Below are 24,984 nucleotides of genomic sequence, written 5' to 3'. Positions count from 1 at the left end.
TGGCGGGCCGCCGAGCCGATGGCCACGTACCTGGCGATGGCGACCGTCGGCGAGTACGACCTGGACTCCTACACCCGCGGCGGCATCCGCTACGTCGACGCCGTCGACCCCGACCTCGACGCGGCCACCCGCGCGGTCGTCGACGCGTCGTTCGCCCGGCAGCCGGAGATCGTCCGGTTCCTGGAGTCGTACGCCGGCGCGTACCCATTCCGCTCCTCCGGCGGCATCGTGGACGACACCGAGGCGTTCGGCTACGCGCTGGAGACGCAGGCCCGGCCCATCTACGACTACCGGTTCTTCACCGACGCCCAGAGCGGCGACAGCGTCGTCGTGCACGAGCTCGCCCACCAGTGGTACGGCGACAGCCTCGCCGTCCAGCAGTGGGACGACATCTGGCTCAACGAGGGCTTCGCCACCTACATGGAGTGGCTGTGGGCGGAGCGCGAGGGCATCCAGACCACCCAGGAGCGGTTCGACACGTCGTACACGTCGCTGCCGGCGAGCTTCTGGACGGTCCGCCCCGGCAACCCCGGCCCGACGAACATCTTCGACTACGCGGTGTACGAGCGCGGCGCGATGACCCTCCACCAGCTGCGCCGGGCCGTCGGCGACCGCGTGTTCTTCCGCATCCTGCACGGCTGGGCGCAGTCCCGCGAGGGCGACAACGTGTCCACCGCCGAGTTCATCGCCTACGCCGAGCGGCGCTCAGGCCGCGAGCTGAGCCCGCTGTTCGACGCCTGGCTCTACACCCCGTCCCGCCCGGCCCTGCCGGCCGCCGCGGCGGCCACCGCGTCCACCAGGGCGGCGGCGCCGGCGCTGCGCCGCTGACCGTCCCACCGGAGCGCCGGGCCCGCGGGCCCGGCGCTCCTCGGTAGCGTGGTGCGCCATGAAGCTGCGTGAGGACGAGGTGCGCGTACCGGCGCCCGAGGGCGACATCCGCACGATGGTGCTGCGCCCGGCCGGCGACGGCCCGTGGCCGGGCATCCTGCTCTACACCGACATCTTCCAGCTCACCGAGTCGAGCCTGCGCTCCGCGCGCCGCCTCGCCTCGGCCGGCTTCGTCGTGTGCGCCCCCGAGCTCTACCCGCACGGCCCGCTGGCGGGCGTCGCCCTGGAGTTCGACGACGCCGGCAAGCAGGCCGGCCTCGCGGGCGCCGCCGCCACCACGACCGCCCAGTTCGACGCCGACCGCACCGCCGTGCTCGACATGATGGAACGCCACCCCGACGTCACCACCCTGACGGCGGCCGGCTTCTGCCTCGGCGGCCACCTCGCCTTCCGCGCCGCCCTCGACCCGCGCGTCGCCGCCACCGTCTGCTTCTACCCCACCGGCCTGCACAACGGCGCCCTCGGCGCCGACCCGGACGCGGGCACCCTGGCCCGCGCCGCCGACGTCCGGGGCCGCCTCATGCTCGTCTTCGGCACCCGCGACCCGCACGTGCCCGCCGACGCCCGGCTGCGGATCCTGTCGGCCCTGTACGCCGCCGGCCGCGAGGACACCGAAGTGCACCTGTACGACGGCGGCGAACACGCCTTCATGCGCGACGTCGGCCCCCGCCACGACCCGGCGCTCACCGACCTGGCGTACGCGGAGGCGGTGTCCTTCCTGCACGGGCGCTGACCGGACGATCGTGCCCGACGAGCAGACCTACCTGTCCGTCCGTCCGGATGACGAGTACCGAAGTCGGATTAGTGCTGATTGAGGGCGGCTTATAGCCCGTTCGTCCGGATCCTCGAGTCGACCCGAATCACCCTCATGGGCCGCAGCCGCAGCCCCTGGGCGCGCCGCCGCCTCCGTACGGGGTGCAGCCGCCCGCGAAGAAGGGCAACACGAAGCTCGTCCTCGGCATCGTGGGGGGATTCCTCGCCCTCTGCTGCGGCGGTGTCGCCGTCGCCGCGATCGCCAGCGGCGGCACCGACACCACGAACGCGTCTGCCGAGCAGGCCCCCGCCGCCGCGGCGACCACCGGCGCGGCGCCCGCCGCCACGACCACCGCCGCGGCCCCCGTGACGAAGGCCGCGGAGGTCACCGAGGCTGCCGAGGCACCCGCCGCCGCTCCGAAGGCCGACGCCGGGCCCGGCATCGGCGACAAGGTCCGGGACGGCAAGTTCGAGTTCACCGTCACCAAGGTGGCCTGCGGCAAGACCCAGGTCGGCAACGAGTTCCTCAACCAGAAGGCGCAGGGTGTGTACTGCCTGGTCGACGTGACGGTGAAGAACATCGGCAAGGAGGCGCAGATGTTCTCCGGGGCCGCGCAGAAGGCGTACGACGGCGCCGGCACCGAGTTCTCGAACGACGGCGCGGCCGAGATCTACGCCAACGAGGCGGCGCAGACTTTCCTCAACGACATCAACCCGGGGAACCAGGTGAAGGGCAAGCTGGTGTTCGACGTGCCCAAGGGTACGAAGCTGACCGAGCTGGAGCTGCACGACTCCATCTGGTCCGGTGGGGTCAAGGTTCAGCTGAGTTGACACGCAGCGTGACGTTCCGGGCACAGGTGATGCGGCGCGGGCCGTAACGGGTAAGAAACGTCGGCGGAACGCGCTCTGGGAAGTCTCGACGGAGCGGACACGACCGACAGGGGCGATGAGCGGTGACCACGGAATCGACGGCCGGTGCGCCGGTGGCTGTGCCGGCCGGTGGGGTGGAGCTCACCCTCGGGGTCGAGGAGGAGTTGCACGTCGTCGACCTGGAGACGCGGGAGCTGACGCCGCGGGCGCCGGAGCTGCTCGACCGGCTGGACCCGGCGAGCTACTCGGCGGAGCTGCACCGGTCGGTGGTGGAGACGAACACGGCGGTGTGCGGCAGCCTCGACGAGCTGCGCGACGACGTGGTGCGGTTGCGGCGGCGGGCGATCGACGTGGCCGCCGGGGCCGGGCTGGGGCTGGTGGCGGCGGGGACGGTGCCGCTGGTGGACACCGACCGGCTCAGTGTGACGCCGACGTCGCGGTACCGGCGGATGCTCGACGAGTACCAGATGCTGGTGCGCGAGCAGCTGATCTGCGGCGCGCAGGTGCACGTCGGGGTGCCGGACCGGGACGAGGCCGTGTACGTGGCGCAGCGGGTGGCGCCCGCCCTGCCGGTGCTGCTGGCGTTGTCGGCGAGCTCGCCGTACTGGCTGGGTGAGGACTCGGGGTACGCGAGCGCCCGGTCGCTGATCTGGCTGCGCTGGCCGACGGCGGGCGACCCGGGGGTGATCCGGTCGGCGGCGGAGCACGACGAGCTGGTGGCGGACCTGATCGCGTCGGGGACGATCTCCGACCCGAAGATGGTGTATTTCGACGTGCGGCCGTCGTCGCACGTGCCGACGGTCGAGCTGCGGGTGACGGACGCCTGCCCGGACGTGGACACGGTGGTGCTGCTGGCCGGGCTGTTCCGGGCGCTGGTGCGGCGCGAGCAGGCGGCGTACCGGGCCGGGGTGCCGCTGACGGCGGGGCGGCCGCCGCTGCACCGGGCGGCGATGTGGCGGGCGGCGCGGTCGGGGCTGGAGGGCGACCTGCTGGACCTGCCGCGGTCGCCGGTGCCGGTGCCGGCGGCGGTCGCGGTGGAGCGGCTGATCGCGGACCTGCGGGACGAACTGGCGGCCAACGGCGACCTGGACCAGGTGACGGACCTGTCGGTGCAGGCGCTGAGCCGGGGCAGCGCGGCGGCGCGGCAGCGGCGGGCGCTGGCCCGCCGGGGCCGGCTGTCCGACGTGGTGGACCTGGTGGTGGCGGACACCCGGGGCGGCGCGACGGCGGTGGCGCCGCCGCAGGTGCGGCCCGTGACGTTGCGGCCGTATGTGTCGGCGGGCGACGAGGTGTTCGCCGCGGGCGTGGCGGAGCCGGCGTACGACGAGGTGGTGGGCGCCATGGTGGCGCTCGGCGCGGGCGGGTTGCGCGCCCGCGAGGACGCCCGCGACGAGGAGCAGCGCGCCCGCGGCGTGACGTTCAGCGTGGCGGGCGAGGCGGCGACCCGGCTGTTCCCGTTCGACCTGGTGCCGCGCATCGTGCCGGCGGACGACTGGGAGCGGCTGTCGGCGGGGCTGACGCAGCGGGTGCGGGCGCTGGACGCGTTCGTCCGCGACGTCTACACCGACCGGGCCGTCGTGGCCGACGGCGTGGTGCCGGAGTGGGTGATCACGGGCAGCCCGGAGCTGCGGCCCAGCGGCGCCCTGGCGCCCGCGGACGGGGTGCGGGCGCACGTGGCGGGCGTCGACCTGGTGCGCGACGGCGCCGGCAACTGGTGCGTGCTGGAGGACAACCTGCGGGTGCCGTCCGGCATCGGGTACGCGATGCAGAACCGCCGGCTGACCCGGGCGGTGTTTCCGGAGCTGCCGATGCCGGCGGAGGTGCTGGACGTGGAGCGCACCCCGCGGCTGCTGCGCGAGGCGCTGCTGCACGCCGCCCGGTGCGACGACCCGCAGCTGGTGGTACTGAGCCAGGGCCCGGACGACTCGGCGTGGTTCGAGCACCGGCTGCTGGCCGAGGAGATGGGCGTGCCGCTGGTGCGCAGCACCGACCTGCTGGTGACGGACAACCGGGTGGAGCTGCACCGCGGCGGCGGGCGGCGCCGGGTCGACGTCGTCTACCTGCGGATGGGCGAGGACAGCGTGGTGCACTCCCCCGGCGCGGACGGCCTGCCGCTGGGCCCGTCGCTGCTGGCGGCGGTGCACGCGGGCACGGTGGTGCTGGCGAACGCCCTGGGCAACGGCATCGGCGACGACAAGAGCGTGTACGCGTTCGTGCCGAAGCTGGTCGAGTACTACCTGGGCGAGAAGCCGCTGCTGGCGGACGTGCCGACGTACCTGTGCGGGATCCCGGAGCAGCGGGCGGAGGTGCTGGCCCGGCTGGACGAGCTGGTGTGCAAGCCGGTGGACGGCTACGGCGGCGACCGCATCGTGATCGGCCCGAAGGCGTCGCCGGAGGACCTGTCGGCAGTGCGGCGGCAGATCCTGACGGCCCCGCACCGGTGGGTGGCGCAGGAGGTGGTGGACCTGTCGACGGCGCCGGTGTTCGACGGCCACGGGCTGGCGCCGCGGCACGTGGACCTGCGGGCGTTCGTGTTCACCGGGCAGCGGCAGGTGGTGGCGCCGGTGGCACTGACCCGGGTGGCCCCGGCGGGCAGCATGATCGTCAACTCGTCGCGCGGCGGCGGGTCGAAGGACACGTGGCTGATGGGTCAGGCGGGGTCGGAGTAGCCCGGCGGCAGGGTGACGGGCGTGCGCACCTCGCGCGCACCGCCGGAGCCCCCGCCGGGGGCCGGCGCGATGAGCAGCCGGGCGACGACGGCCAGCAGCGGCGGCACGACGGTCGGCAGCAGCACGACGGCGGCGACGACCAGCGCGCGGCGGGCGCCGGCGGGGCGGCCGCGCAGCTCGGCGGCCGAGGCGGCGGCGCAGGCGAGCGCCCCGCCGACCACGACGACGACCACGAGCCAGCCGAGCGCCGACAGCTCGGCGCCGCCGGCGGTGAGGAACGCACCGGCGACGCACAGCGCGATGAGCATGGCGGCGCCGATCAGCGCGTGCGTGAGCGCCCGGCGCAGCGGGACGTATCCGGCCACGCCCCGAGCGTAGGTGCGCCGCCGGGCCCGGGCGGCCGGTTCGGCCGGAAGGGCCGGTGTGACGACATCGACGCGCATGCCGGCTGGGCGGCCGCGACGGGGTAAGGAAGCGTTACGGGTCGGACACACCGACGACATGGGCGACGCCGAGCCTGGAGGATCCGGGTGAGCGCGTCCGGTAGCGCTCTGGAGGTACCTCATGTGCGGCTTCGCCGGCGAGTTCCGGTACGACGGACACCCCGCGGACGGTGGCGCGGTGCGCCGGATGCTCCCGTGCCTGGCGTCCCGCGGGCCCGACGGCGAGGGCGTCTGGGAGCGCGGGGCGGTCGCGCTCGGCCACCGGCGGCTCAAGATCATCGACCTGTCCGAGGCCGGCGCGCAGCCCATGACCGACGCCGAGCTGGGCCTGACGCTGGTCTTCAACGGCTGCGTCTACAACTACCGGCAGCTGCGCGCCGAGCTGGAGGCGGCGGGCTACCGGTTCTTCAGCAACTCCGACACCGAGGTGATCATCAAGGCCTACCACCGCTGGGGTGCGGCCTGCGTCGAGCGCTTCCTCGGCATGTTCGCGTTCGTGCTGGTGGAGCACGACAGCGGCACCGTGGTGCTGGGCCGCGACCGGCTCGGCATCAAGCCGCTCTACCTGGCCGAGTCGGGGTCCCGGCTGCGCTTCGCGTCGAACGTGCAGGCGCTGCTGGCCGCCGGCGACGTCGACACCTCGATCGACACGGTCGCCCTGCACCACTACATGACGTTCCACTCGGTGGTGCCCGCGCCGCGCACGATCCTGGCGGGCATCCGCAAGCTGCCCCCGGCCACCGTGCGGGTGATCACCGCCGACGGCCGGGCCACCGACACCCGGTACTGGTCGCCGTCGTACACCCGCACCGACCTGGGGCTGGAGACGCCGCGCGACTGGGCGGACGCCCTGCTCGGCAAGCTGCGCACCGCCGTCGAGCGGCGGATGGTCGCCGACGTGCCGGTCGGCGTGCTGCTGTCCGGCGGGCTGGACTCGTCGTTCATCGTGGCGCTGCTCGCCGAGTCGGGCCAGCGCGGGCTCACCACGTTCAGCATCGGCTTCGAGGCGGCGGCGGGCGAGAGCGGCGACGAGTTCGCGTACTCCGACATCGTCGCCAAGCAGTTCGCCACCGACCACCACCAGATCCGCATCGACCACCGGCGGTTCCTGCCGGCCGTGCCGGCCGCCGTCGCCGCGATGAGCGAGCCGATGGTCAGCCACGACTGCGTCGCCTTCCACCTGCTGTCCGAGGACGTCAGCAAGCACGTCACCGTGGTGCAGTCCGGGCAGGGCGCCGACGAGGTCCTGGCCGGGTACAGCTGGTACCCGCCGCTGGCCGGCGTGCCGCGCGAGCAGGCCGTCGACGCGTACGCCCGGGAGTTCTTCGACCGCTCGCACGCCACCCTCGCCCGGCAGCTGGCGCCGGAGTGGCTGCTCGACCGCGACGCCAGCCGCGAGTTCGTCGCCGCGCACTTCGCCGCCCCCGGGGCGCAGACCGCGGTGGACGCCGCCCTGCGCCTGGACTCCGAGGTGATGCTCGTCGACGATCCGGTCAAGCGTGTCGACAACATGACGATGGCGTGGGGCCTCGAGGCGCGCGTACCCTTCCTCGATCACGAGTTGGTGGAGCTCGCGGCGGCCTGCCCGCCGGAGGTCAAACTGGCGCAGGGGGGCAAGGGCGTGCTGAAGGACGCGGCCCGCGGCATCGTGCCCGACGAGGTCATCGACCGGTCGAAGGGCTACTTCCCGGTGCCCGGCATCCGGCACCTCGAGGGGCCGATGCTCGACATGGTCCGCGACGCCCTCACCACCTCCGCCGCCCGCGACCGCGGCCTGTTCGACCCCGGCTACGTGCGGGCGCTGCTGCAGGACCCGAACACGCCGCGCACCACGCTCGGCGCCAACCAGTTGTGGCAGCTCGCGCTGCTGGAGATGTGGCTTCAGGACAAGGGGGTATGAGTGACCGGTCAGCTCAGCCGCGTCGACGTCACCGTCCTGCCCGCGGGCTGGACGACCGCCGAGCACGCCCCCGCCGGGGCGTGGTCGCCGGCGTTGTCGCCCGACGGCCGCCACGCGGCCTACGTCTCCGACCGCAGCGGCGCCCCCCGGGTGTGGGTGCAACCGGTCGGGTCCGAGCTGACCTTCCTGGTCGACACCGGTGACGCCCCCGTGGTGTCGGTGCACTGGTCGACGGGCGGCGGCTGGCTGGCCGTCGTCCTCGCGCCGGGCGGCGCCCCGCGCACCGAGGTGTGGCTGGTGCGCCCCGACGGCTCGGCGCTGCACCAGGTCGCCGGCTTCGGCGCCGACACCGCCGACAACGTGCGCTGGCTGCCCGGCCGGTCGCTGCTGGCCGTCACCGAGAACGCGTCGCGGGCGCTGGTCGTCGACGCCGTCAGCGGCGAGCGCCGCACCCTGTTCGACGACGAGCTGATCGCCCTGCTCGACGTGTCCCGCGACGGCTCCCGCGCCCTGGTGCGGCGCGGCCCCCGGGGGGCCCGCGAGATCGTGGTGCGCTCGCTCGCCGACGGCGCGGAGCACATGGTGGCACCCGGCGACCTGGGGGTCTTCTCGGCCGACGGCGCCGCCGTGTACGCCCTCACGGTCGTGGCCGACCACTTCCGCCTGGTCGAGGTCACCGACACGGCCGGCCGGGTCGTCGCCGCCCGGCACGACGCCGAGCTGGAGGGCGTCGCGGCGTCCGCCGACGGCTCGTCGCTCGCCCTGACCTGGAACGTGCACGGCGGCACCTCGTGGGTGTCCGTCCTGGACACCGCCACCGGGTCGCTGCGCGACGTGCCCCCGCCCGGCCCGGTCGTGGACGGCGTCACGTTCAGCGCGGACGGCAGCACCCTGGCGCTGACGGCCGAGGGCGCGGCGCTGCCCCGCTCGGTGTTCGTGACGTCGCCGACCGGCATGACCGCCGTCGCGGGCGGCTGCTCGCCCGCGCCCGCCGTCGAGCCGGTCCTGCACACGTTCGCCGCCCATGACGGGCTGACCCTCACCGGCTGGCTGTACCCGCCCGCCGGCCCCGGCCCGCACCCCACCCTGCTGTGGTTCCACGGCGGCCCCGAGGCCCAGGAGCGGCCGGGCAACAACCCGCTCTACCAGTCGCTGGCCGCCGCCGGCATCGCCGTGTTCACCCCGAACGTGCGCGGCTCGTCGGGCTTCGGCCACGCGTTCATGAACGCGGACAACGGCGCGCTGCGGCACGCCGCCATCGCCGACGTGGCCTCGTGCGTGGAGTACCTGGTGGCGGCCGGCGTCGCCGACCCGGCCCGGGTGGGCTGCTCCGGGCGCTCCTACGGCGGCTACCTGACGCTGGCCGCCCTGGTCACGTACCCGTCGCTGTTCGCCGTCGGCGTCGACGTCTGCGGCATGTCGGACTTCGCGACGTTCTACGCGCACACCGAGCCGTGGATCGGCGCGGCGGCGGTCTCCAAGTACGGCCACCCGGTGCACGACGCCGCCCTGCTGCGCGAGCTGTCCCCGATGACCCGCATCGACCGGCTCCGCACGCCGCTCATGGTCGTGCACGGCGAGAACGACTCCAACGTGCCGGTCGTCGAGGCCGAGCAGGTGGTGGCGGCGCTGCGCGAGCGCGGGGTGCCCCACCGCTACCTGCTGTTCCCCGGCGAGGGCCACGAGCTGCTGTGCCGCACCAACCGGGCCACGTACCAGCAGGCCGTCGTCGACTGGCTGCAGCAGCACCTCGCCTGACGCCGTCCTGATTTCGCTCAAGTCGCACGCACCCCGGCCGATGACGCCCACCACGAGCCGCTCCCCCGCGGCTCGCGGGCCCCGAGGAGCGACATGCGCGACATCCGGTCGACCGGCCGCAGGATCACGGCGGCGCTGGCCGCCGCCGTGACGGTGACGGGTCTCTCCGCCGGGGTGGCCCGGCCCGCCGCGGCGGCGCCCGCGCCCTGGCACGCCGTCGGCTGGTCGGACAGCGCGACCGGCACCTCGATCAACAACGCGATGTTCGCCACGAACGCCGACATCATGCGCAACGACGGCCTGACCGGCAAGGGCGTCGGGGTGGCGCTGGTCGACACGGGCGTGGCCCCGGTGGCCGGGCTGACCGGCGGCAACGTCGTCAACGGCCCGGACCTGTCGTTCGACAGCCAGGACCCGGCGAAGCGGTTCGTCGACGGCAACGGCCACGGCACCCACCTGGCGGGCATCATCGCCGGCCGGGCCTCGGGCTCGTTCGGCGGCGGCGTGGCGCCCGGCGCGAAGCTGACGTCGGTCAAGGTCGGCGCGGCCAGCGGCGCGGTCGACGTGTCGCAGGTCATCGCGGCGATCGACTGGGTGGTGGCGCACCGCAACGACGACACCGCCAACCGCATCCGGGTGCTGACCCTGTCGTACGGCACCGACGGCGTCCAGTCGTCGCTGCTGGACCCGCTGCAGTTCGCCGTGGAGAACGCGTGGCGGGCCGGCATCGTGGTGGTGGTCGCGTCGGGCAACACGGGCGGCAACACGCCGCTGGTCAACCCGGCCGCCAACCCGTACGTGCTGTCGGTGGGCGCCCTGGACCTGCGCGGCACCTCCGACATGCGCGACGACCAGGTCACCGCGTTCACCAACCGGGGCACCACCGCCCGGCGGGTCGACATCAGCGTGCCGGGCCGCACCATCATCAGCCTGCGCGCGCCGGGCTCGGCGATCGACACCGCGTACCCGGCCGCCCGGGTCGGCACCCAGCTGTTCAAGGGCAGCGGCACGTCGCAGGCGGCGGCGATGCTGGCGGGCAACGTGGCGCTGCTGCTGCAGCAGCGCCCGGCCCTGACGCCGGACCAGGTGAAGGCGCTGCTGAAGTCGGGTTCGCAGCCGGTGGCGTCGACGGGCACGATGGACCAGGGCCTGCGCCGGCTGGACGTCTTCGCGGCCAGCTACCCCACCGCGCCGACGACGAAGCAGGCGTGGGCGCGGGGCACCGGCCGGGGCACGCTGGAGGGCGCCCGCGGCAGCGTGCACGTCTCGGACGGCGCCGCCACGCTCACCGGCGAGAGCACGGTGTGGGGCCGGTACGACGCGACGGCGTGGTCGACGGCGAGCGCGGCCGGCACCGCCTGGTCGGGCGGCTCGTGGATGGGCCACGCGCTGACCGGCACGACCTGGACCACCTCGGGCGGCATGGCGGCGTGGAGCGGCCGGGCCTGGTCGGGCGGCACGTGGTCGGGCCGGGCCTGGTCGGGCCGGGCGTGGTCGTCGGTGAGCTGGCTCGGCACCACCTGGAGCTGACGGGCCATAACCGGGGCGATAGGCCCCAGCCGGGATGTATCGACGTTCATCACTTTCTGACTACGGTCGGGCTCACCCCCCAACCGCCCAGAAGGACGTGAGCGCATGCGCACCCTCGCCCGAGCACTGCTCACCGCGGCCGTCGTCGCGGCCGGCCTGGCGACCCCGGCCGCCGCGCTGGCCGCCCCCGACGACGCGCCGAGCACCCGGGTCGTCAACGGACGTCCCGCCACCGAGAACTACCCGTTCATGGTCTACGTGTCCGGCTGCACCGGCTCGCTGATCAAGGCGAACTGGGCCGTCACCGCGAAGCACTGCCCGACGCCCAGCTCGGTGCGGGTCGGCAGCAACGACCGCAGCAGCGGCGGCACCGTCGTCGCGGTCCGGCGCGCGGTCAACCACCCGCGCATCGACGTCAAGCTGCTCGAACTGGCCTCCGCGGTCGGCCAGGCGCCCGCGCCCATCCCGGCCGCCTCCGGCGCCACCGGCACCGCCACCCGCATCATCGGCTGGGGCCAGACCTGCCCGACCCGCGGCTGCGGCAGCGCCCCGCGCATCGCCAACGAGCTGGACACGTCGATCGTCGCCGACAGCCGCTGCTCCGGCATCAACGGCCCGTACGAGATCTGCACGAACAACACCAACGGCAACGCCGGCGCCTGCTACGGCGACTCCGGCGGCCCGCAGGTGCGCCAGGTGGACGGCCGCTGGGTCCTCATCGGCGTGACCAGCCGGGCCGGCAACAACAGCTCCACCTGCGCCACCGGCCCGTCCATCTACGGCGACCTGCCGTCGATCCGCACCTGGGTCAGCCAGCAGGTCGGCGGCCTGCCCGCCGCCTGAGGAGGCACCGGCCGGCCCCCGGCGCGCGTCAGCCCCGGCGCGCGGCGGGGGCCGCCTCCGGCCGCAGCCGCGACGAGCCCGCCGCCACCGAGAAGCCGGCCACCCAGCGGGCGGTGCTGTCGCGGCGGGTGCGGTCGGCGAGGTGGTACCAGTCCATCCGGCACCGGTCGGGCGTCAGGTCCAGCACCCCGTAGCCGTGACCGTCCAGCTCGGTCCACCGCACGTGCGGGTTGGCGGCGCGCACGACGCCCGCCGCGAGCAGGCTGAGCGGCCCGCCGGCGGGCGTACCCAGGAAGTCGTCGATGTTGTCGCTGGTGACCGAGGGCACGACGAACTCGGCGGCCGACGGCGTGGCCGACCCGCGGGTGACCAGCTCGTTCGCCCACGACGTGTGGATGTCGCCGGTGAGGAACACGACGTCGCGGACCCGGTTGCGGCGCAGCACGCCGACGAGCGAGTCGCGGTCGGCGGTGTAGCCGTCCCACTGGTCGGTGTTGACGGCGTAGCCGTTGGCGGGGATGCCGAGCAGCCGGCCGAGCGGGCCCAGCAGCCAGGCCGGCAGCGTCGCCACGTCGACCCGGCTGATCATGTCGGGGTTGCCGACGAGCTTCCACCGGGCGGCGGAGGCGACCAGCCCGTCCTGCAGCCAGCCGAGCTGCGCGGCGCCGGTGATCGTGCGGTCCGGGTCGTCGACGGCGACGCCGGAGGTCTGCTGCGAGCGGTACGAGCGCAGGTCGAGCATCGACAGCTCGGCGAGCCGGCCGAACCGGAAGCGCCGGTAGATGGCGCCGTCGGGGCCGAGCCGCACCGGCATCCACTCCGCGTACGCCTGCCGGGCCGCGGCCAGCCGCGCGCCGAAGTCGCCCTCGGTGGCCGGGGTGTGGTTCTCGGCGCCGCCGGACCACTGGTCGTTGGCGACCTCGTGGTCGTCCCAGGTGATCACCCACGGGACGGCGGCGTGCAGCGCCTGCAAGTCCGGGTCGGTCTTGTAGAGCGCGTGCCGCACCCGGTAGTCGGCCAGCGTCAGCACCTCGTGCGGCGGCTCGACCCGGCGCACCGTGCGGCCGCCCGCGTCGAAGTCGCCGGTGCCGTACTCGTACAGGTAGTCGCCGAGGTGCACGACGAGGTGCAGGTCGTCGCGGGCGGCCAGGTGCCGGTAGGCGGCGAAGTGCCCGGCCTCCCAGTTGCTGCACGACACGACGCCCGCGCGCAGCCGGCTCACGGCGGCCTCGGCGGCGGGCGCGGTCATCGTGCGGCCGGTCGCCGACCACTGCCCGCGGCAGCCGAACCGGTACCAGTAGGTGGTGCCCGGCAGCAGCCCAGCCACGTCCACCTTGACGGTGTGGTCGCGGTCGGGCCCCGCCGCGACCTCCCCCGCGGCCACGACCGCCGCGAACGCCGGGTCGGCCGCGACCTGCCACGTCACGGGTACGACGGGCCCGGCGCCGGAGCCGGGCGTCGCGCCGGGCTCGGGGGTGACCCGGGTCCACAGCAGGATGCCCCCGGGCAGCGGGTCGCCGGACGCGACGCCGTGCGCGAAGACGGGGGCGGGGGCCGCGGCGGCCGGGGCGGGCAGGGCCGTGGCGGCGATGCCGGCGCCGGTGCTCAGCCCGGCGACGCGCAGGAGGGTACGGCGGTCGACGGCGTCCATGGTGGAGTGTCTAGCAGCTCAGGCACCGCTCGTGACCGGCCGGTGACAGAAGTTCAGCTGCCTGTCAGATATCTGTCGATCGCCGGGCCGATCCAGGCCACCACGTCGTCGGCGGGCATGGACGCGACCGGCTCCAGCGCCAGCACGTACCGGGTCAGCGCCAGCCCCAGCATCTGGGTGGCGATCAGGCCGGCCCGCTCGCGCGGCCGGTCGGGCGCGAGCCGCCCGGCGGCGGCCACCAGCTGCTCCTCGAAGATCGCGTGCAGCCGCTCGCGCGCGGCCTGGTGGCTGGCGGCGGCGCGCAGCAGCGCGACGAAGGTGTCGCCGCCCTCCCACACGGCCAGGAAGTGGCGCACCAGCGCGGCCCCGTGCGGTGGCGCGCCGAGCCGGGGCAGGCGCAGGTCGAACTCGGCGGCGGCGGCGAACAGCCGGTCCTTGCTGCCGTAGTAGCGCATCACCATGGCGGGGTCGATGGCCGCGTCCGCGGCGATGGCCCGGATGGTGGCGCGCTCGTAGCCGTCGGCGGCGAAGCGGGCGCGGGCGGCGCGCAGGATCGTGGCGCGGGTGTCGGCGGAGGACGGGCGTGCCATGTCAACAAGTGTAGGCCAACATGCGTTGACGTACGTCCGGGCCCGCTCCTACAGTCGGACCGGGAGGCACACATGGACCACGACGTCATCGTTGCCGGAGCCGGCCCCACCGGCCTCACCCTCGCCGGAGACCTGGCCGCCGCCGGGCTGCGCACCCTCGTGCTGGAACGCCGCTCCGGCACCTCCAACCTGACCCGGGCGTTCGCCGTGCACGCCCGCACCCTGGAACAGCTCGACGCGCGCGGCCTCGCCGACGAGCTCGTCGCCACCGGCACGACCGTCGCCGGCATCCGCCTGTTCGGCCGGTTCGCCGTCGACCTGGGCGCCCTGCCCAGCCGGTTCCCGTTCGTGCTCATCACCCCGCAGTACGAGACCGAGCGCCTGCTGCACCGCCGCGCCGTCGCGGCCGGCGCGCAGATCCGCGAGGGCGCCGAGCTGACCGGCATCGACCAGGACGCCGGCGGCGTCACCGTGACCACCACCGCCGGCACCCACACCGCCGCGTACGTGGTCGGCGCCGACGGCCACCGCAGCGGCGTGCGCCGCGCCGTCGGCATGCCGTTCCCCGGCCGGGCGGTGCTGCGCTCCATCGCCCTGGCCGACGTCCGCCTCGCCGACGCCCCCGCCGACGTCATCACCGTCGCCGCCACCGGCGACTGCCTCGCCTTCCTCGCCCCGTTCGGCGACGGCTGGCACCGCGTCATCGCCTGGGACCGCCACAACGCGCGCCCCAACGACGACCCCGTCGACCTGGAGGAGATCCGCGACGTCACCCGCCGCGCCCACGGCACGGACTTCGGCATGCACTCCCCGCGCTGGCTGTCCCGCTTCCACAGCGACGAACGCCAGGCTCCGCACTACCGCACCGGCCGCGTGTTCCTCGCCGGCGACGCCGCCCACGTCCACTCCCCCGCCGGCGGCCAGGGCATGAACGTCGGCATCCAGGACGCCGCCAACCTCGGCTGGAAACTGGCCGCGGCGGTGCACGGCTGGGCGCCGCCGGGCCTGCTCGACTCGTACGAGGCGGAGCGGCACCCGGTGGGGCGGCAGGTGCTGCGCACCAGCGGCGCGCTGCTGCGCGCGGCCACCCTGCGCACCGCCCCGCAACGCCTGCTGCGCGACACCCTCGGCGCCCTGGCCCTGCGCACCCGCCCGATCGCCCGCCGCGCCGCCGCGACGATCTCGGCGCTCGGCGTGGACTACCCGGACGCACCCCGGGCGGCCGACCGCCCGCTCGCGGACGGCACCCGGCTGTACGAGGCGCTGCGCGCCGGCCGCTTCGTCCTCACCGGACCACCGGACCTCGCCGGTCCGGCGGCACCGTGGGCGGACCGGGTGCTGACGGCGGCGGCGGACGGCCCGGCCACCCTGGTCCGGCCCGACGGCCACGTGGCGTGGACCGGCCCGGCGGAGCGGGCGCCGGCGGCGCTGACCCGGCACGCCGGGCACCCGGTCGCCGCCCGCAACGGCTGAGCGCCGGCGCGGTCAGCGGGCCATGGCCGCGTCGCGCCAGGCGTTCTCCAGGCGGTCGACCATCTCGACCAGGACGTCCTCCGGGTGGACGCACGGCACCCGGATGTGGTCGTCGTGGCGGCCGCTGGAGTCCATCGACGCGCCCGGCACCACCTCGATGCCGTGGCGGAGGGCGACCTGGGCGAACGCCCGGGTGTCCGCGCCCGGCAGCCGCACCCACAGCGCCGACCCGCCCGCCGGCATCCGCCACTGCCACTCGGGCAGTTTCTCGGCGATGAGGGAGCCGACCAGTTCCATGCGGCCGCGGGCCTCGGTGAGGCGGCGGGCGGCGATGGCGGGCAGGCGGGGCATGAGGCGGGCGGCGACGGCCTGGTCGACGAAGGGGTTGCCGAGGTCGGCCATGGCCTTGAGGCGGGCGAGGCGTTCGATGAGTTCGGCGGGGCCGCGCAGCCAGCCGATGCGCAGGCCACCCCAGACGAGTTTGGTGAGGGTGCCGGTGGTGAGCACCTGGGCGTCGGAGCTGCCGTACGCGGCGATGGGGGCGGGGCCGGGGGCGCCGTCGGGGCCGTCCGGGGGCAGGAAGTTGTTGTCCTCGACGATGACGACGTTGTGCTGGGCGGCGAGGTCGGCGAGGTGGGCGCGGCGGCGGCCGGTCATGAGCAGGCCGGTCGGGTTGTGGTAGGTCGGCATGACGAACATGAGCACCGGCTGGTGCTCGGCCATGACCTGGCGGGCGATGCGCAGGTCGATGCCCTCGTCGTCGAGGGGGACGCCGAGCAGGCGGGCCTTGGCGGCGCGGAACGCGTCGAGGCAGCCGGGCCAGCTCGGTGATTCCACCATGACGCTGGTGCCGCGGCGGATGTACATGGTGGAGATGAGGTTGAGGGCCTGCTGGGTGCCGGAGGTGATCAGCACCTGGTCGGGGGTGGTGGGCAGGCCCTGGCTGCCGTACTGGTCGGCGACGGCGGCACGCAGGGCGGGCAGGCCGGCGGGGCGGTAGCCGGTGTCCTTGAGCAGTTCGCCGAGGTCGGTGTCGACGACCTCCTGCAGCACGGTGCCGACCTCGGGTGCGGCGGCGTCGACGGCGCGGGTCAGGGAGATGACCTCGGTGGGGCCGTCGATCATGCGCTGGAGCAGGGAGGTGGCCCGCCCGCCGGTGACCCGGCCGTCGAGCGGCTGGCGCAGGGGGGCGGCGAACCGGTTGACGCGGGTGCCGCTGCCCTGCCGGCTGTCGACGATGCCGCGTTCGCGGAGCCGGTCGTAGGCGCTGACAACGGTGGCGCGGCTGACGGCGAGCGCGCGGGCGAATGGCCGTTCGGGTGGTAGGGGGTCACCCGGATGGAGACCGCCTTCTCGGATGATCCGCTCGAGCGATTCGGCCAATCGTCGATAGATCGGCCCCCGCCCCACGGCCCAGTCGCCCAACAGCTCGACGACGTCGGGAATGCCGAGATTTCGGTCCACTTATCACTCCGTTGGCCCGGGTCGCTGATCAACGATTCGGTCAGGCTAATGCATCGAACGGGGCAACGGTCGTCCTCGGTCGGAGACCACCCGAGAGCCGGAGCAAAGCGCAGCAACCTCGCAAACCACCGGCAAACGGTTGGTTAATGCACGACGATCGGAATTCCAGAATTGTTTCGCTTCGACTTTGAAGCAATTCGGCGGGCCTTGCCCGGTGATCGACGGACATGTTAGTAATCGTCCGGTGACAGAGCGGAGCGAACCAGTGGTCAGCACGGACCGTCCCCTTCTCCCCCGGAGGACCCGTTGAACCCGATCGGCGCACTGGCGGTCGAGCCCGCCGAACTGGCGCACACCCGGTCCATCGACCACCGCAGCACCGCCGTCCGCGACTTCGTGGCCGCCACCGGAGCCGACCGCGAGCCCGACCCGGTCCGCCGCGCCGTGCAGCTCTACTACGCCGTCCGCGACGACATCCGCTACGAGATCTACGGCGCCGACCTGTCCGAGGACGGCCTCACGGCCAGCACGGTGGCGACCGTCCGCAAGGGAATGTGCATCCACAAGTCGGTGCTGTACGCGGCCGCCCTGCGCGCCGTCGGCATCCCCAGCCGGCTGATGATCACCGACGTCCGCAACCACCTGGTGTCGCCGCAGCTCAAGCGCATGGTCGGCGACGTCTTCCACTACCACACCCTCACGGTGCTGCGCCCGGCCGACCGGTGGATCCGGGCCACGCCGGTGTTCAACCGCCGCCTCTGCCGGCTCTACGACATGGAGCCGCTGGAATTCGACGGGCGCACCGACAGCATGCACCACCCATTCGACGGGATCGGCCGCAAGCACATGGAATTCGTGCGGTTCCACGGCGATTTCGACGACCTGCCGTACCGCACCATCATCGACGGCATGCGCCGCCAGCACCCCGCAATGTTCGCCGGAGCCACCTCGTTCCGCGGCGGTTCCTCGCTGGTGTCGGACGCCATTTCCCCGAGGAGCCTGTGATGATCGAGCGCACCAAGTACCTGCTCGCCGACGAGGACACCCCGACCGCCTGGTACAACCTCGCGGCCGACCTGCCCGAGCTGGCGCCCAAGCGGAATCCCGGCACCGGCGCCGACATCACCGTGGACGACCTGCTGCCGTTCGTCTGCCGGGACATCGCCGAGCAGGAGCTGAGCACCGAGCGCTACGTCGAGATCCCCGACGAGGTCCGCCAGATCTACACCCAGTGGCGGCCGTCGCCGCTGGTGCGGGCCCGCCGCCTGGAGCGCGCGCTCGACACCCCGGCGCGCATCTACTACAAGTACGAGGGCGGCTCGCCCGCCGGCAGTCACAAGCCGAACACCGCGATCCCGCAGGTGTACTACAACAAGGCCGCCGGCATCACGCAGCTGGTCACCGAGACCGGCGCCGGGCAGTGGGGTTCCTCGCTGTCGTTCGCCGGGGCGTACTTCGGCGTCGACGTGCGGGTCTACATGGTCCGCGCCAGCTTCCACCAGAAGCCGTACCGGCGCCTGCTGATGGAGACCTACGGCGCCACCTGCGTGCCCAGCCCCAGCGAGGACACCGAGACCGGCCGCAAGCGGCTCGCCGAGCGGGCCGAGCACCCCGGCAGCCTGGGCATCGCCACCGGCGAGGCGATGGAGATCGCCTTCCACAACCCGCACGTCAACTACGCGGGCGGCAGCGTGCTCAACCACGTGCTGCTGCACCAGAGCGTCATCGGCCAGGAGGCGCTGGCGCAGATGGCGCTGGCCGACGACTACCCGGACGTCGTGGTCGGCTGCGCCGGCGGCGGCAGCAACCTGGGCGGCCTGACGTTCCCGTTCATCGGCGAGCAGCTGCGCGGCGGCCGCCGGGTGCGGGTGGTGGCCGCCGAACCCGCCGCCTGCCCGACGCTGACCCGGGGCCGGCTCGCGTTCGACTTCGGCGACAGCGGCGGCTTCTCCCCGCTGTTCCGCATGCACACCCTGGGCAACGACTTCGTCCCGCCCAGCATGCACGCCGGCGGCCTGCGCTACCACGGCATGTCGCCGCTGGTCAGCTCCGCCGTCGAGGCCGGCCTGATCGAGCCGGTGGCGCTGCGCCAGCGGGCCTGCTTCGAGGCGGGCATCCTATTCGCCCGCAACGAGGGCATCGTGCCGGCGCCGGAGTCGACCCACGCCATCCGCGGCGCGATCGCCGAGGCGCTCGCCGCGAAGGAGGAGGGCCGCCCGCGCACCATCCTGTTCGGACTGTCGGGCCACGGCCACTTCGACCTGGCCGCCTACGAGCAGGCCCTCGCGGGCACGCTCGAGGACGACATCTACGACGCCGCCGGCGTCGAGGCGGCGCTGACGAACCTGCCCGCCCAGGAGCGCCCCGCCCTGCTCGACGCCTGACCGTTCCCGCCCTCCCACGCGGGCCGCGCCCACCCCCCGGGGCGCGGCCCGCACCCACACCTCCGGTGGCCGCCACAGTGGACAGTCCCGCCCCCGCCGCCCTGCGCGACCTGCTCGCCGCCGGGCCCATCCACCGGCCGGCGTCCCCGGCCGACCCCGACGCGATCGCCGCCGACTACGTGCGGCGGCACGCCGGCGTGCCGGCCACCGGCCGCGGCGGGCCCGAGCCCGTCGTCGTCTACCCGGGCAACGTGCTGGTCGGCGCGTACGGCGACGCGGGCCGGGTGCGCGGCTGGCTGCCCGGGCTGCCGCCGCGCGCGACCCCGGCCGCCGCGGCCGCGCTGCTGGCCGGCGCGCGCGCCCCCGAGCGCTGCCCGGCGCCGCCCTGCCAGGAGGTCGTCGAGGACGGCGCCGCGCTGGGCGGGCTGCCGCTGGGCGTGGCCACCCCCCGCGACGCCGGCCCGTTCGTCACCGCGGGCGTGATCTTCGCCCGCGACCCGGAGACCGGCGAGACCGCGCTGTCGGCGCACCGCATGCTGCGCACCGGCCCGGACACCCTCACGGTGTGGATGGTGCCGGGGCGGCAGCTGCGCGACCTGCACGCCCGCGCCGTCGCCGCCGGGCGCGACCTGCCCGTGTCGGTCGGCATCGGCGTCCCACCGGCCGTCATGATCGCCGCGGCGCTCGGCTCCCGGTTCCTGCCCGCCGGCACCGCCAAGCTGGCCGTGGCGGGGGCGCTCGCGCAGGCCCCGGTCCGGATGGCCGCGGGGGTGAGCGGGCCCGCCCCGGTGCCGGCCGACGCCGAGATCGTGCTGGAAGGCCGCCTCGGCGCGGCCACCGCGCCCGAGTGCCTGCCGGGCCGCGCGCTGGGCGGGTCGCTGCCCGAGTTCCTCGGCTACGACGGCCGCGCCCACGACGCCGTACCCGTGCTGACGGTGGCGGCGGTGACCCGGCGCCGCGACGCGTACCTGCAGACGGTGGTCGGACCCGGCCGCGAGCAGTCCGTGATCCTCGGCCTGGCCGGGGCGCTCAGCGTGGCCCTGTCCGCCGCGGGTCCGCACTGGGACGTGGTCGCCGACCTGGCCTTCCCGCCCGCCGGCGGCGGGATGCTGCTGCTGGTGGTGGCCGTGCGCAAGCGCCGCGCCGCCGACGACGGCGCCGCCCGGCTGGTCGCCCGCGACGTGCTGGCCGCCCACCCGTTCGTCAAGACCGTGGTGGCGGTGGACGACGACGTCGACCCGCACAGCGCCGAGGACGTGCTCTGGGCCGCCACCACCCGCGCCAACCTGGGCGTCGACTGCCACACCTGGGGCGGCTTCACGCCGCTGGGCATGGACCCGTCGCAGGGCGCCGCGTGGGCCCGCGAGCGCGGCGCCGACGGCGGGGCGGGGCGCACGTTCGTCGACGCCACCGTGCCGTTCGCCCTGCGCGGCGAGGCCGCGCGCAGCTACGCCGACTGACCGCCGGTCAGCGCCGCCGCCACGCCGAGGGTCAGGTAGACGCCCCCGGCGATCTGGTTCTGCCGGCGCAGCAGCCGGCTGCGCCGGTTCAGCCAGCCGCGCAGCGCCGCCGAGCCGAAGGCGTAGCCCAGGTCGAGGGCCAGCGCGATCAGGAAGAACACCACGCCGAGGACGAGCGTCTGCAACGCCGCCGGGCCGCGGTCGGCGTCGACGAACTGCGGCAGGAACGCCAGGAAGAACAGGCCGACCTTCGGGTTGAGCACGTTCACCACCAGCCCGTCGGTGAACGACTGCCGCAGCGTGCGCGGCGGCCGGTCGCCCTCCGGCAGGTCCGCGGGCGGGCGCCGGCGCAGCGCCTGCACCCCCAGGTAGCACAGGTACGCGGCGCCGAGGTAGCGCACGACGGTGAACGCGACCGGCGACGCGGCGATGAGCGTGGAGATGCCGACGACCGCGAGCACCACGTGCACGAGCGTGCCCGTCTCGACCCCGAACGCGGACGCGACGCCCGCGCGCCGGCCCTGGTCGATGGTGCGCGTGACGATGTAGATCATGTTCGGCCCGGGGATGACGATCAGCGCCGACGCGCTGACGGCGAACAGCAGCACCATTGACCACGTGGGCACCGGAGAACTCCCTCGACAAAAGGCGGTGAATCGCCGAGACCGTACCCCAGTTCCGGCGCCCGAAATGGGCGCGGAATGGGTTCCGGGGAAACGGCAGTCCACTTATCCGGTGTTTGGACCGGGCAATGCCGGTGCGACGGCGACAGGCTGTGCAACGAACCGCCACCCGTCGCAGATCACTGGGGTACGCACATGCCGGAAGGCGCACCAATTCCCGTCACGAATAGCCGTACACCACTGAACGGCACCGATCCTTTCGCCGCATTCCTCGCGCTGCGCGCCCACCTCGGCGAGGCGGAGGTGTTCCTCCTCGAGTCGCTCGACGGCCCGGCCGCCGACCGCCGCTCCGCGGTGGTGCCGTTCGCCCCGCTGGCCGAGGTGACCATCACCGACGGGGTGGTCGCCGTCAGCGGCGACGCCGTGGTCGCCGCCGCCGTCGAGCGGGCCGGCGCCGAGGCCGGGCTGCTGCGCGACGGCCGGCTCACCGGCGACGACGCGCTCTGGCCGTTCCTGCGGGCCGTGCAGGGCCTGTTCGCCGTCGACGCCGCGCCCGGCGCGGCCGTCACGTTCGGCTTCCTCGCCTTCTTCGGCTACGACACCGTGCGCTACATCGAGCGGCTGCCGCGGCTCATCCCCGGCGACGGCCGCACCGCCGAGGTGACCCTGGTGCTGCCGCGCGGGTACGCCGTCTTCGACCTGCGGCACGGCTCGGCCGAACTGGTCCTCAACGACGCCCCCGGCTGGGCGCCGCTCGACGCGGCGGCGCTGGCCGCGGTCGTCGACGCCGCCCCCGCCGCGGACGCGTCGCTGCCGGAGGTGCCCGCGCCGCTGTCCGTGCACGACAGCACCGACCCGGAGCGGTTCGCCGCCGACGTCGACACCTGCCTGCGGCACATCGCCGTCGGCGACATCTACCAGGTGCAGATCGGCCACGAGATCAGCACCCGCAGCGCCGTCGACGAGCTGACCGTCTACCGGCGGCTGCGGCTGCGCAACCCGTCGCCGTACATGTGCCTGCTGCCGCTGGCCGGCTGCACCGTGATCGGCGCGAGCCCGGAGCTGTTCGTCCGGGTCGAGGGCGACGCCGTGAGCATGCGGCCCATCGCCGGCACCGCCCCGCGCGGCGCCGAAGCGGCCGACAACGCGCAGCGCGTCGCCGCTCTGTCGGCCGACGAGAAGGAGATCGCCGAGCACGTGATGCTCGTCGACCTGTGCCGCAACGACCTGGCGAAGTTCTCCCGGGCGCGCACCGTCACGGTGGACGAGATGCTGGCCGTGCAGGACTTCTCACACGTGTTCCACCTGGTGTCCACGGTGTCGGGGCGGCGCGCGGACGGCGTCGACGCCTACGACGTCATCGCCGCCACCTTCCCCGCCGGCACCATGACCGGCACCCCGAAGATCCGCGCGATGGAGATCATCGAGTCGATCGAGACGAGCCGCCGCGGCCTGTACGCCGGGGTGTTCGGGCTCATCGACTTCGGCGGCCGGGTCAACCTCGGGCTCTGCATCCGCACCGTGTTCCGCCGCGGCGACACCTACACCACCCGCGCGTCCGCCGGGGTCGTCGCCGACAGCAAGGCGAGCAGCGAGTGGCGCGAGACCCTCGCCAAGATGAGCGCCGGCCACTGGGCCGTCAGCGGTCAGGAGCTGCTGTGAAAACTCTCGTCGTGGACGCGTACGACAGCTTCGTCCACATCATCGCCCAGTACCTGCTCGACCTGGACGCCGGGCCGCGGGTCGTCCGCGCCGACCGGATCGACCCGGACGCGGTCGCGGCCGACCCGCCGGACCTGCTCGTCCTCGGCCCCGGGCCCGGCCACCCGGCCGACTCCGGCGAGGTGGAGCTGGTGCACCGGTTCGCCGGCGTGGTGCCGATCCTCGGCGTGTGCCTGGGCCACCAGGCCGTCGCCGCCGCGTACGGGGCCACCGTCCGCCCGGCCCGGCACCTCATGCACGGCAAGACCAGCGTGATCCGGCACGACGGGCGGGGCTGCTTCGCCGGCCGCCCGGCGGACACGTTCACCGCGACCCGCTACCACTCGCTGATCGTCGAGCCGGACAGCCTGCCCGCCGAGCTGGAGGTGTCGGCCTGGTCCGACGACGACGGCTACGTCATGGGGCTGCGGCACCGCACCCTGCCCATCGAGTCGGTGCAGTTCCACCCCGAGAGCGTGCGCACCGACGACGGCCACGCGGTCTTCCGGTCGTTCATCGCCGCGCACGTCCCGGCGGCCGCGACCTGACCCCTCGCTCGACCTCCTCGAACGGAGCGCGACCATGACCCCGCACGCGACGGCCCCGGCCGTCCCCCGGCCCACCACCGGCGGCGCCACCCGGCCGCCGACCATCCTCGCCCTCAACGGCTCGGAGCGCGCCGACGGCAACACCGCCGCCGTGCTCGGCCACGTCGCGGAGCTGGCCGCCGGCCGCGGCGCCCGCCTCGAGGTGGTGCACCTGGCGCAGCACACGATCCTGCCCTGCGGCACGTGCGGCGACTGCAACCTCAAGCGCACCGCCTGCGACGTCACCGACGACGTGCCCGGCATCGTCGCCCGGATGACCGCGGCCGACGGCATCATCTACGCCGCGCCCGTGCACGGCTTCGGGATGGCCGAGACCATGCAGCGGTTCATCGAGCGCGCCGGGGTCGGGCACCTGCGCTTCCGCCGGCCGCTGACGAACAAGGTCGCCGGGGTGATCGTCACCGGCCGCCGCTACGCCCACGGCGACGTGCACGCCCAGCTGCAGAACAACGTCCTGCTCAACCGGATGCTGCTGGTCGGCAGCGGGTTCCCCGCGCTGGTGCAGGCGGGCGCGCGCGGCGACTGGCGGCACGACCGCGAGGGCATGGACACCGTGTTCCGGCTGACCCACCGCATGATCGACATGATCGAGCTGCTGCGCGACTACCGCCGCACCACCGGCCGCGACCTGCCCGTGCCCCACCAGAACGAGCGGGCGCTGCGGTGAGTGTCGCGCTGGTCACCGGGTCCGCCGGGGCCATCGGCGCGGCGATCGGGCGCGCCCTCGCCGCCGCCGGGCACCACGTCATCGGCGCCGACCTGCGGCCCGACCCGGCGGCGCCGTGGCGCACCGTCGTCGCGCGGCTGGACGACCCCGCCGAGGCCGCCGCGGCGCTCGCCGACGCCGCCGCCGACGGGCCGGTCACGACGCTGGTCAACAACGCCGGCGTGTACCTGGCCCGCGACTTCCTCACCACCACGCCGGAGGAGTTCGACGCGGTGCTGGGCGCCAACGTGCGCAGCGCGTTCTTCTGCGCCCAGCACGCCGCGCGGGCGCTGATCGCCGCGGGCACGCCCGGCACGATCGTCAACATCGCATCGGTCAGCGGGCGCACCGGCAGCGCCGACGCCGCGTACGGGGCGTCCAAGGGCGCCGTCATCGCGCTCACCAAGAGCCTCGCCACCGCCCTGGCGCCGCACCGCATCACCGTCAACGCCGTCGCGCCCGGGCTCATCGACAGCGACATGTCGCGGCGCATCCCGGCCGACCGGCAGCGGGCGTACCGCAGCCGCATCCCGCTCGGCCGGTTCGGCCGGCCCGAGGAGGTGGCCGCCGTCGTGGCCGCCCTCGCCGGCGACGCCGGCAGCTACCTGACCGGATCCGTCGTGGACGTCAACGGCGGCCTCTGGTGACCACCCCCGACTGATGAGAGGAG

21 protein-coding genes are annotated in these 24,984 nt (G+C 74.5%); 16 read left to right on the top strand and 5 right to left on the bottom strand.

The genetic code is table 11. The features are described from left to right. The 4 genes from Sya03_RS06315 to Sya03_RS06300 form a co-directional block, all read left to right on the top strand. Nucleotides 1-828: M1 family aminopeptidase (locus Sya03_RS06315; RefSeq protein WP_275411433.1), on the top strand; the 828-nt coding region annotated here is incomplete at its 5' end. A 58-nt stretch (nucleotides 829-886) separates the two neighbouring features. Further along, nucleotides 887-1,621 (top strand): dienelactone hydrolase family protein, encoded by a 735-nt coding sequence (locus tag Sya03_RS06310; protein WP_203937217.1) that lies wholly within the window; start codon nucleotides 887-889, stop codon nucleotides 1,619-1,621. Nucleotides 1,622-1,803: 182 nt separating this feature from the next. Further along, nucleotides 1,804-2,472: a DUF4352 domain-containing protein gene (locus Sya03_RS06305; protein ID WP_239107151.1), complete on the top strand. Its 669-nt coding sequence runs from the start codon at nucleotides 1,804-1,806 to the stop codon at nucleotides 2,470-2,472. A gap of 152 nt (nucleotides 2,473-2,624) precedes the next feature. Further along, the gene (locus Sya03_RS06300; protein WP_239107150.1) at nucleotides 2,625-5,180 is read left to right on the top strand and encodes a carboxylate--amine ligase/circularly permuted type 2 ATP-grasp protein; all 2,556 of its coding nucleotides are present in this window, start codon (nucleotides 2,625-2,627) and stop codon (nucleotides 5,178-5,180) included. Here the strand turns inward: Sya03_RS06300 and Sya03_RS06295 are convergent. Next, nucleotides 5,162-5,545 (bottom strand): hypothetical protein, encoded by a 384-nt coding sequence (locus Sya03_RS06295; RefSeq protein WP_203937215.1) that lies wholly within the window; start codon nucleotides 5,543-5,545, stop codon nucleotides 5,162-5,164. The genes Sya03_RS06300 and Sya03_RS06295 overlap by 19 nt on opposite strands. Nucleotides 5,546-5,744: 199 nt before the next feature. On the opposite strand from Sya03_RS06295, the gene Sya03_RS06290 reads away from it, so the two are divergent. The 4 genes from Sya03_RS06290 to Sya03_RS06275 all read left to right on the top strand — a co-directional run bounded on the left by Sya03_RS06290 (nucleotide 5,745) and on the right by Sya03_RS06275 (nucleotide 11,654). Next, the gene (locus tag Sya03_RS06290) at nucleotides 5,745-7,523 is read left to right on the top strand and encodes an N-acetylglutaminylglutamine amidotransferase (protein ID WP_203937214.1); all 1,779 of its coding nucleotides are present in this window, start codon (nucleotides 5,745-5,747) and stop codon (nucleotides 7,521-7,523) included. Continuing rightward, entirely contained in the window at nucleotides 7,524-9,281 is a 1,758-nt protein-coding gene (locus Sya03_RS06285) for a S9 family peptidase (RefSeq protein WP_203937213.1), read from the top strand. It begins immediately after the preceding gene. Between the two features lie 93 nt (nucleotides 9,282-9,374). Next, nucleotides 9,375-10,811, top strand: a complete 1,437-nt coding sequence (locus Sya03_RS06280; RefSeq protein ID WP_203937212.1) for a S8 family serine peptidase — start codon at nucleotides 9,375-9,377, stop codon at nucleotides 10,809-10,811. Nucleotides 10,812-10,916: 105 nt separating this feature from the next. Further along, nucleotides 10,917-11,654 (top strand): S1 family peptidase, encoded by a 738-nt coding sequence (locus Sya03_RS06275; protein ID WP_203937211.1) that lies wholly within the window; start codon nucleotides 10,917-10,919, stop codon nucleotides 11,652-11,654. Between the two features lie 28 nt (nucleotides 11,655-11,682). Here Sya03_RS06275 and Sya03_RS06270 read toward each other — a convergent pair whose 3' ends face one another. Both Sya03_RS06270 and Sya03_RS06265 read right to left on the bottom strand, forming a co-directional pair. Then, the gene (locus tag Sya03_RS06270; RefSeq protein ID WP_203937210.1) at nucleotides 11,683-13,305 is read right to left on the bottom strand and encodes an alkaline phosphatase D family protein; all 1,623 of its coding nucleotides are present in this window, start codon (nucleotides 13,303-13,305) and stop codon (nucleotides 11,683-11,685) included. A gap of 53 nt (nucleotides 13,306-13,358) precedes the next feature. Continuing rightward, a complete protein-coding gene (locus tag Sya03_RS06265) occupies nucleotides 13,359-13,895 on the bottom strand; it encodes a TetR/AcrR family transcriptional regulator (RefSeq protein ID WP_203937209.1) in 537 nt (178 codons plus the stop codon). Between the two features lie 72 nt (nucleotides 13,896-13,967). Here Sya03_RS06265 and Sya03_RS06260 point away from each other — a divergent pair, with 72 nt between their 5' ends. After that, entirely contained in the window at nucleotides 13,968-15,368 is a 1,401-nt protein-coding gene (locus Sya03_RS06260; RefSeq protein ID WP_203937208.1) for an FAD-dependent oxidoreductase, read from the top strand. A gap of 12 nt (nucleotides 15,369-15,380) precedes the next feature. Here Sya03_RS06260 and Sya03_RS06255 read toward each other — a convergent pair whose 3' ends face one another. After that, the gene (locus tag Sya03_RS06255) at nucleotides 15,381-16,832 is read right to left on the bottom strand and encodes an aminotransferase-like domain-containing protein (RefSeq protein WP_203937207.1); all 1,452 of its coding nucleotides are present in this window, start codon (nucleotides 16,830-16,832) and stop codon (nucleotides 15,381-15,383) included. A gap of 306 nt (nucleotides 16,833-17,138) precedes the next feature. Here Sya03_RS06255 and Sya03_RS06250 point away from each other — a divergent pair, with 306 nt between their 5' ends. The 3 genes from Sya03_RS06250 (at nucleotide 17,139) to Sya03_RS06240 (ending at nucleotide 20,676) form a co-directional block, all read left to right on the top strand. Continuing rightward, entirely contained in the window at nucleotides 17,139-17,837 is a 699-nt protein-coding gene (locus Sya03_RS06250) for a transglutaminase-like domain-containing protein (protein ID WP_203937206.1), read from the top strand. Next, on the top strand, nucleotides 17,837-19,216 hold the full coding sequence (locus tag Sya03_RS06245) for a TrpB-like pyridoxal phosphate-dependent enzyme (protein WP_239107149.1): 1,380 nt from the start codon (nucleotides 17,837-17,839) through the stop codon (nucleotides 19,214-19,216). The genes Sya03_RS06250 and Sya03_RS06245 overlap by 1 nt, the downstream gene beginning before the upstream one ends. Before the next feature lie 65 nt (nucleotides 19,217-19,281). Beyond that, on the top strand, nucleotides 19,282-20,676 hold the full coding sequence (locus Sya03_RS06240; protein WP_203937205.1) for a UbiD family decarboxylase: 1,395 nt from the start codon (nucleotides 19,282-19,284) through the stop codon (nucleotides 20,674-20,676). Here Sya03_RS06240 and Sya03_RS06235 read toward each other — a convergent pair. Next, nucleotides 20,664-21,302, bottom strand: coding sequence for a LysE family translocator (locus Sya03_RS06235; RefSeq protein WP_203937204.1), 639 nt, complete (start codon nucleotides 21,300-21,302; stop codon nucleotides 20,664-20,666). The two genes, Sya03_RS06240 and Sya03_RS06235, sit on opposite strands and share 13 nt — an antisense overlap. Before the next feature lie 300 nt (nucleotides 21,303-21,602). Here Sya03_RS06235 and Sya03_RS06230 point away from each other — a divergent pair, with 300 nt between their 5' ends. Genes Sya03_RS06230 through Sya03_RS06215 form a run of 4 tightly spaced genes read left to right on the top strand, consistent with a single transcriptional unit; the run spans nucleotide 21,603 to nucleotide 24,961 of the window. After that, a complete protein-coding gene (locus tag Sya03_RS06230; protein ID WP_239107148.1) occupies nucleotides 21,603-22,961 on the top strand; it encodes an anthranilate synthase component I family protein in 1,359 nt (452 codons plus the stop codon). Next, a complete protein-coding gene (locus tag Sya03_RS06225; protein WP_203937202.1) occupies nucleotides 22,958-23,548 on the top strand; it encodes an anthranilate synthase component II in 591 nt (196 codons plus the stop codon). The genes Sya03_RS06230 and Sya03_RS06225 overlap by 4 nt, the downstream gene beginning before the upstream one ends. 34 nt (nucleotides 23,549-23,582) lie before the next feature. Then, nucleotides 23,583-24,275 (top strand): flavodoxin family protein, encoded by a 693-nt coding sequence (locus Sya03_RS06220; protein ID WP_203937201.1) that lies wholly within the window; start codon nucleotides 23,583-23,585, stop codon nucleotides 24,273-24,275. After that, nucleotides 24,272-24,961: an SDR family NAD(P)-dependent oxidoreductase gene (locus Sya03_RS06215; RefSeq protein ID WP_203937200.1), complete on the top strand. Its 690-nt coding sequence runs from the start codon at nucleotides 24,272-24,274 to the stop codon at nucleotides 24,959-24,961. The genes Sya03_RS06220 and Sya03_RS06215 overlap by 4 nt, the downstream gene beginning before the upstream one ends. Nucleotides 24,962-24,984 lie beyond the last annotated feature (23 nt).

The sequence above is a fragment of the Spirilliplanes yamanashiensis genome, from assembly GCF_016863475.1.
GTDB classification, from domain to species: domain Bacteria; phylum Actinomycetota; class Actinomycetes; order Mycobacteriales; family Micromonosporaceae; genus Spirilliplanes; species Spirilliplanes yamanashiensis.
This window is presented reverse-complemented; position numbering and strand designations above follow the sequence as displayed.

What these genes read in the sequence shown, in the direction of transcription:
- Sya03_RS06290 (WP_203937214.1), top strand. Translation starts at nt 5,745, where the DNA reads ATGTGCGGCTTCGCCGGCGAGTTCCGGTACGACGGACACCCCGCGGAC.
- Sya03_RS06280 (WP_203937212.1), top strand. Translation starts at nt 9,375, where the DNA reads ATGCGCGACATCCGGTCGACCGGCCGCAGGATCACGGCGGCGCTGGCC.
- Sya03_RS06275 (WP_203937211.1), top strand. Translation starts at nt 10,917, where the DNA reads ATGCGCACCCTCGCCCGAGCACTGCTCACCGCGGCCGTCGTCGCGGCC.
- Sya03_RS06270 (WP_203937210.1), bottom strand. Translation starts at nt 13,305, where the DNA reads ATGGACGCCGTCGACCGCCGTACCCTCCTGCGCGTCGCCGGGCTGAGC.
- Sya03_RS06265 (WP_203937209.1), bottom strand. Translation starts at nt 13,895, where the DNA reads ATGGCACGCCCGTCCTCCGCCGACACCCGCGCCACGATCCTGCGCGCC.
- Sya03_RS06245 (WP_239107149.1), top strand. Translation starts at nt 17,837, where the DNA reads ATGATCGAGCGCACCAAGTACCTGCTCGCCGACGAGGACACCCCGACC.
- Sya03_RS06220 (WP_203937201.1), top strand. Translation starts at nt 23,583, where the DNA reads ATGACCCCGCACGCGACGGCCCCGGCCGTCCCCCGGCCCACCACCGGC.
- Sya03_RS06260 (WP_203937208.1), top strand. Translation starts at nt 13,968, where the DNA reads ATGGACCACGACGTCATCGTTGCCGGAGCCGGCCCCACCGGCCTCACC.
- Sya03_RS06310 (WP_203937217.1), top strand. Translation starts at nt 887, where the DNA reads ATGAAGCTGCGTGAGGACGAGGTGCGCGTACCGGCGCCCGAGGGCGAC.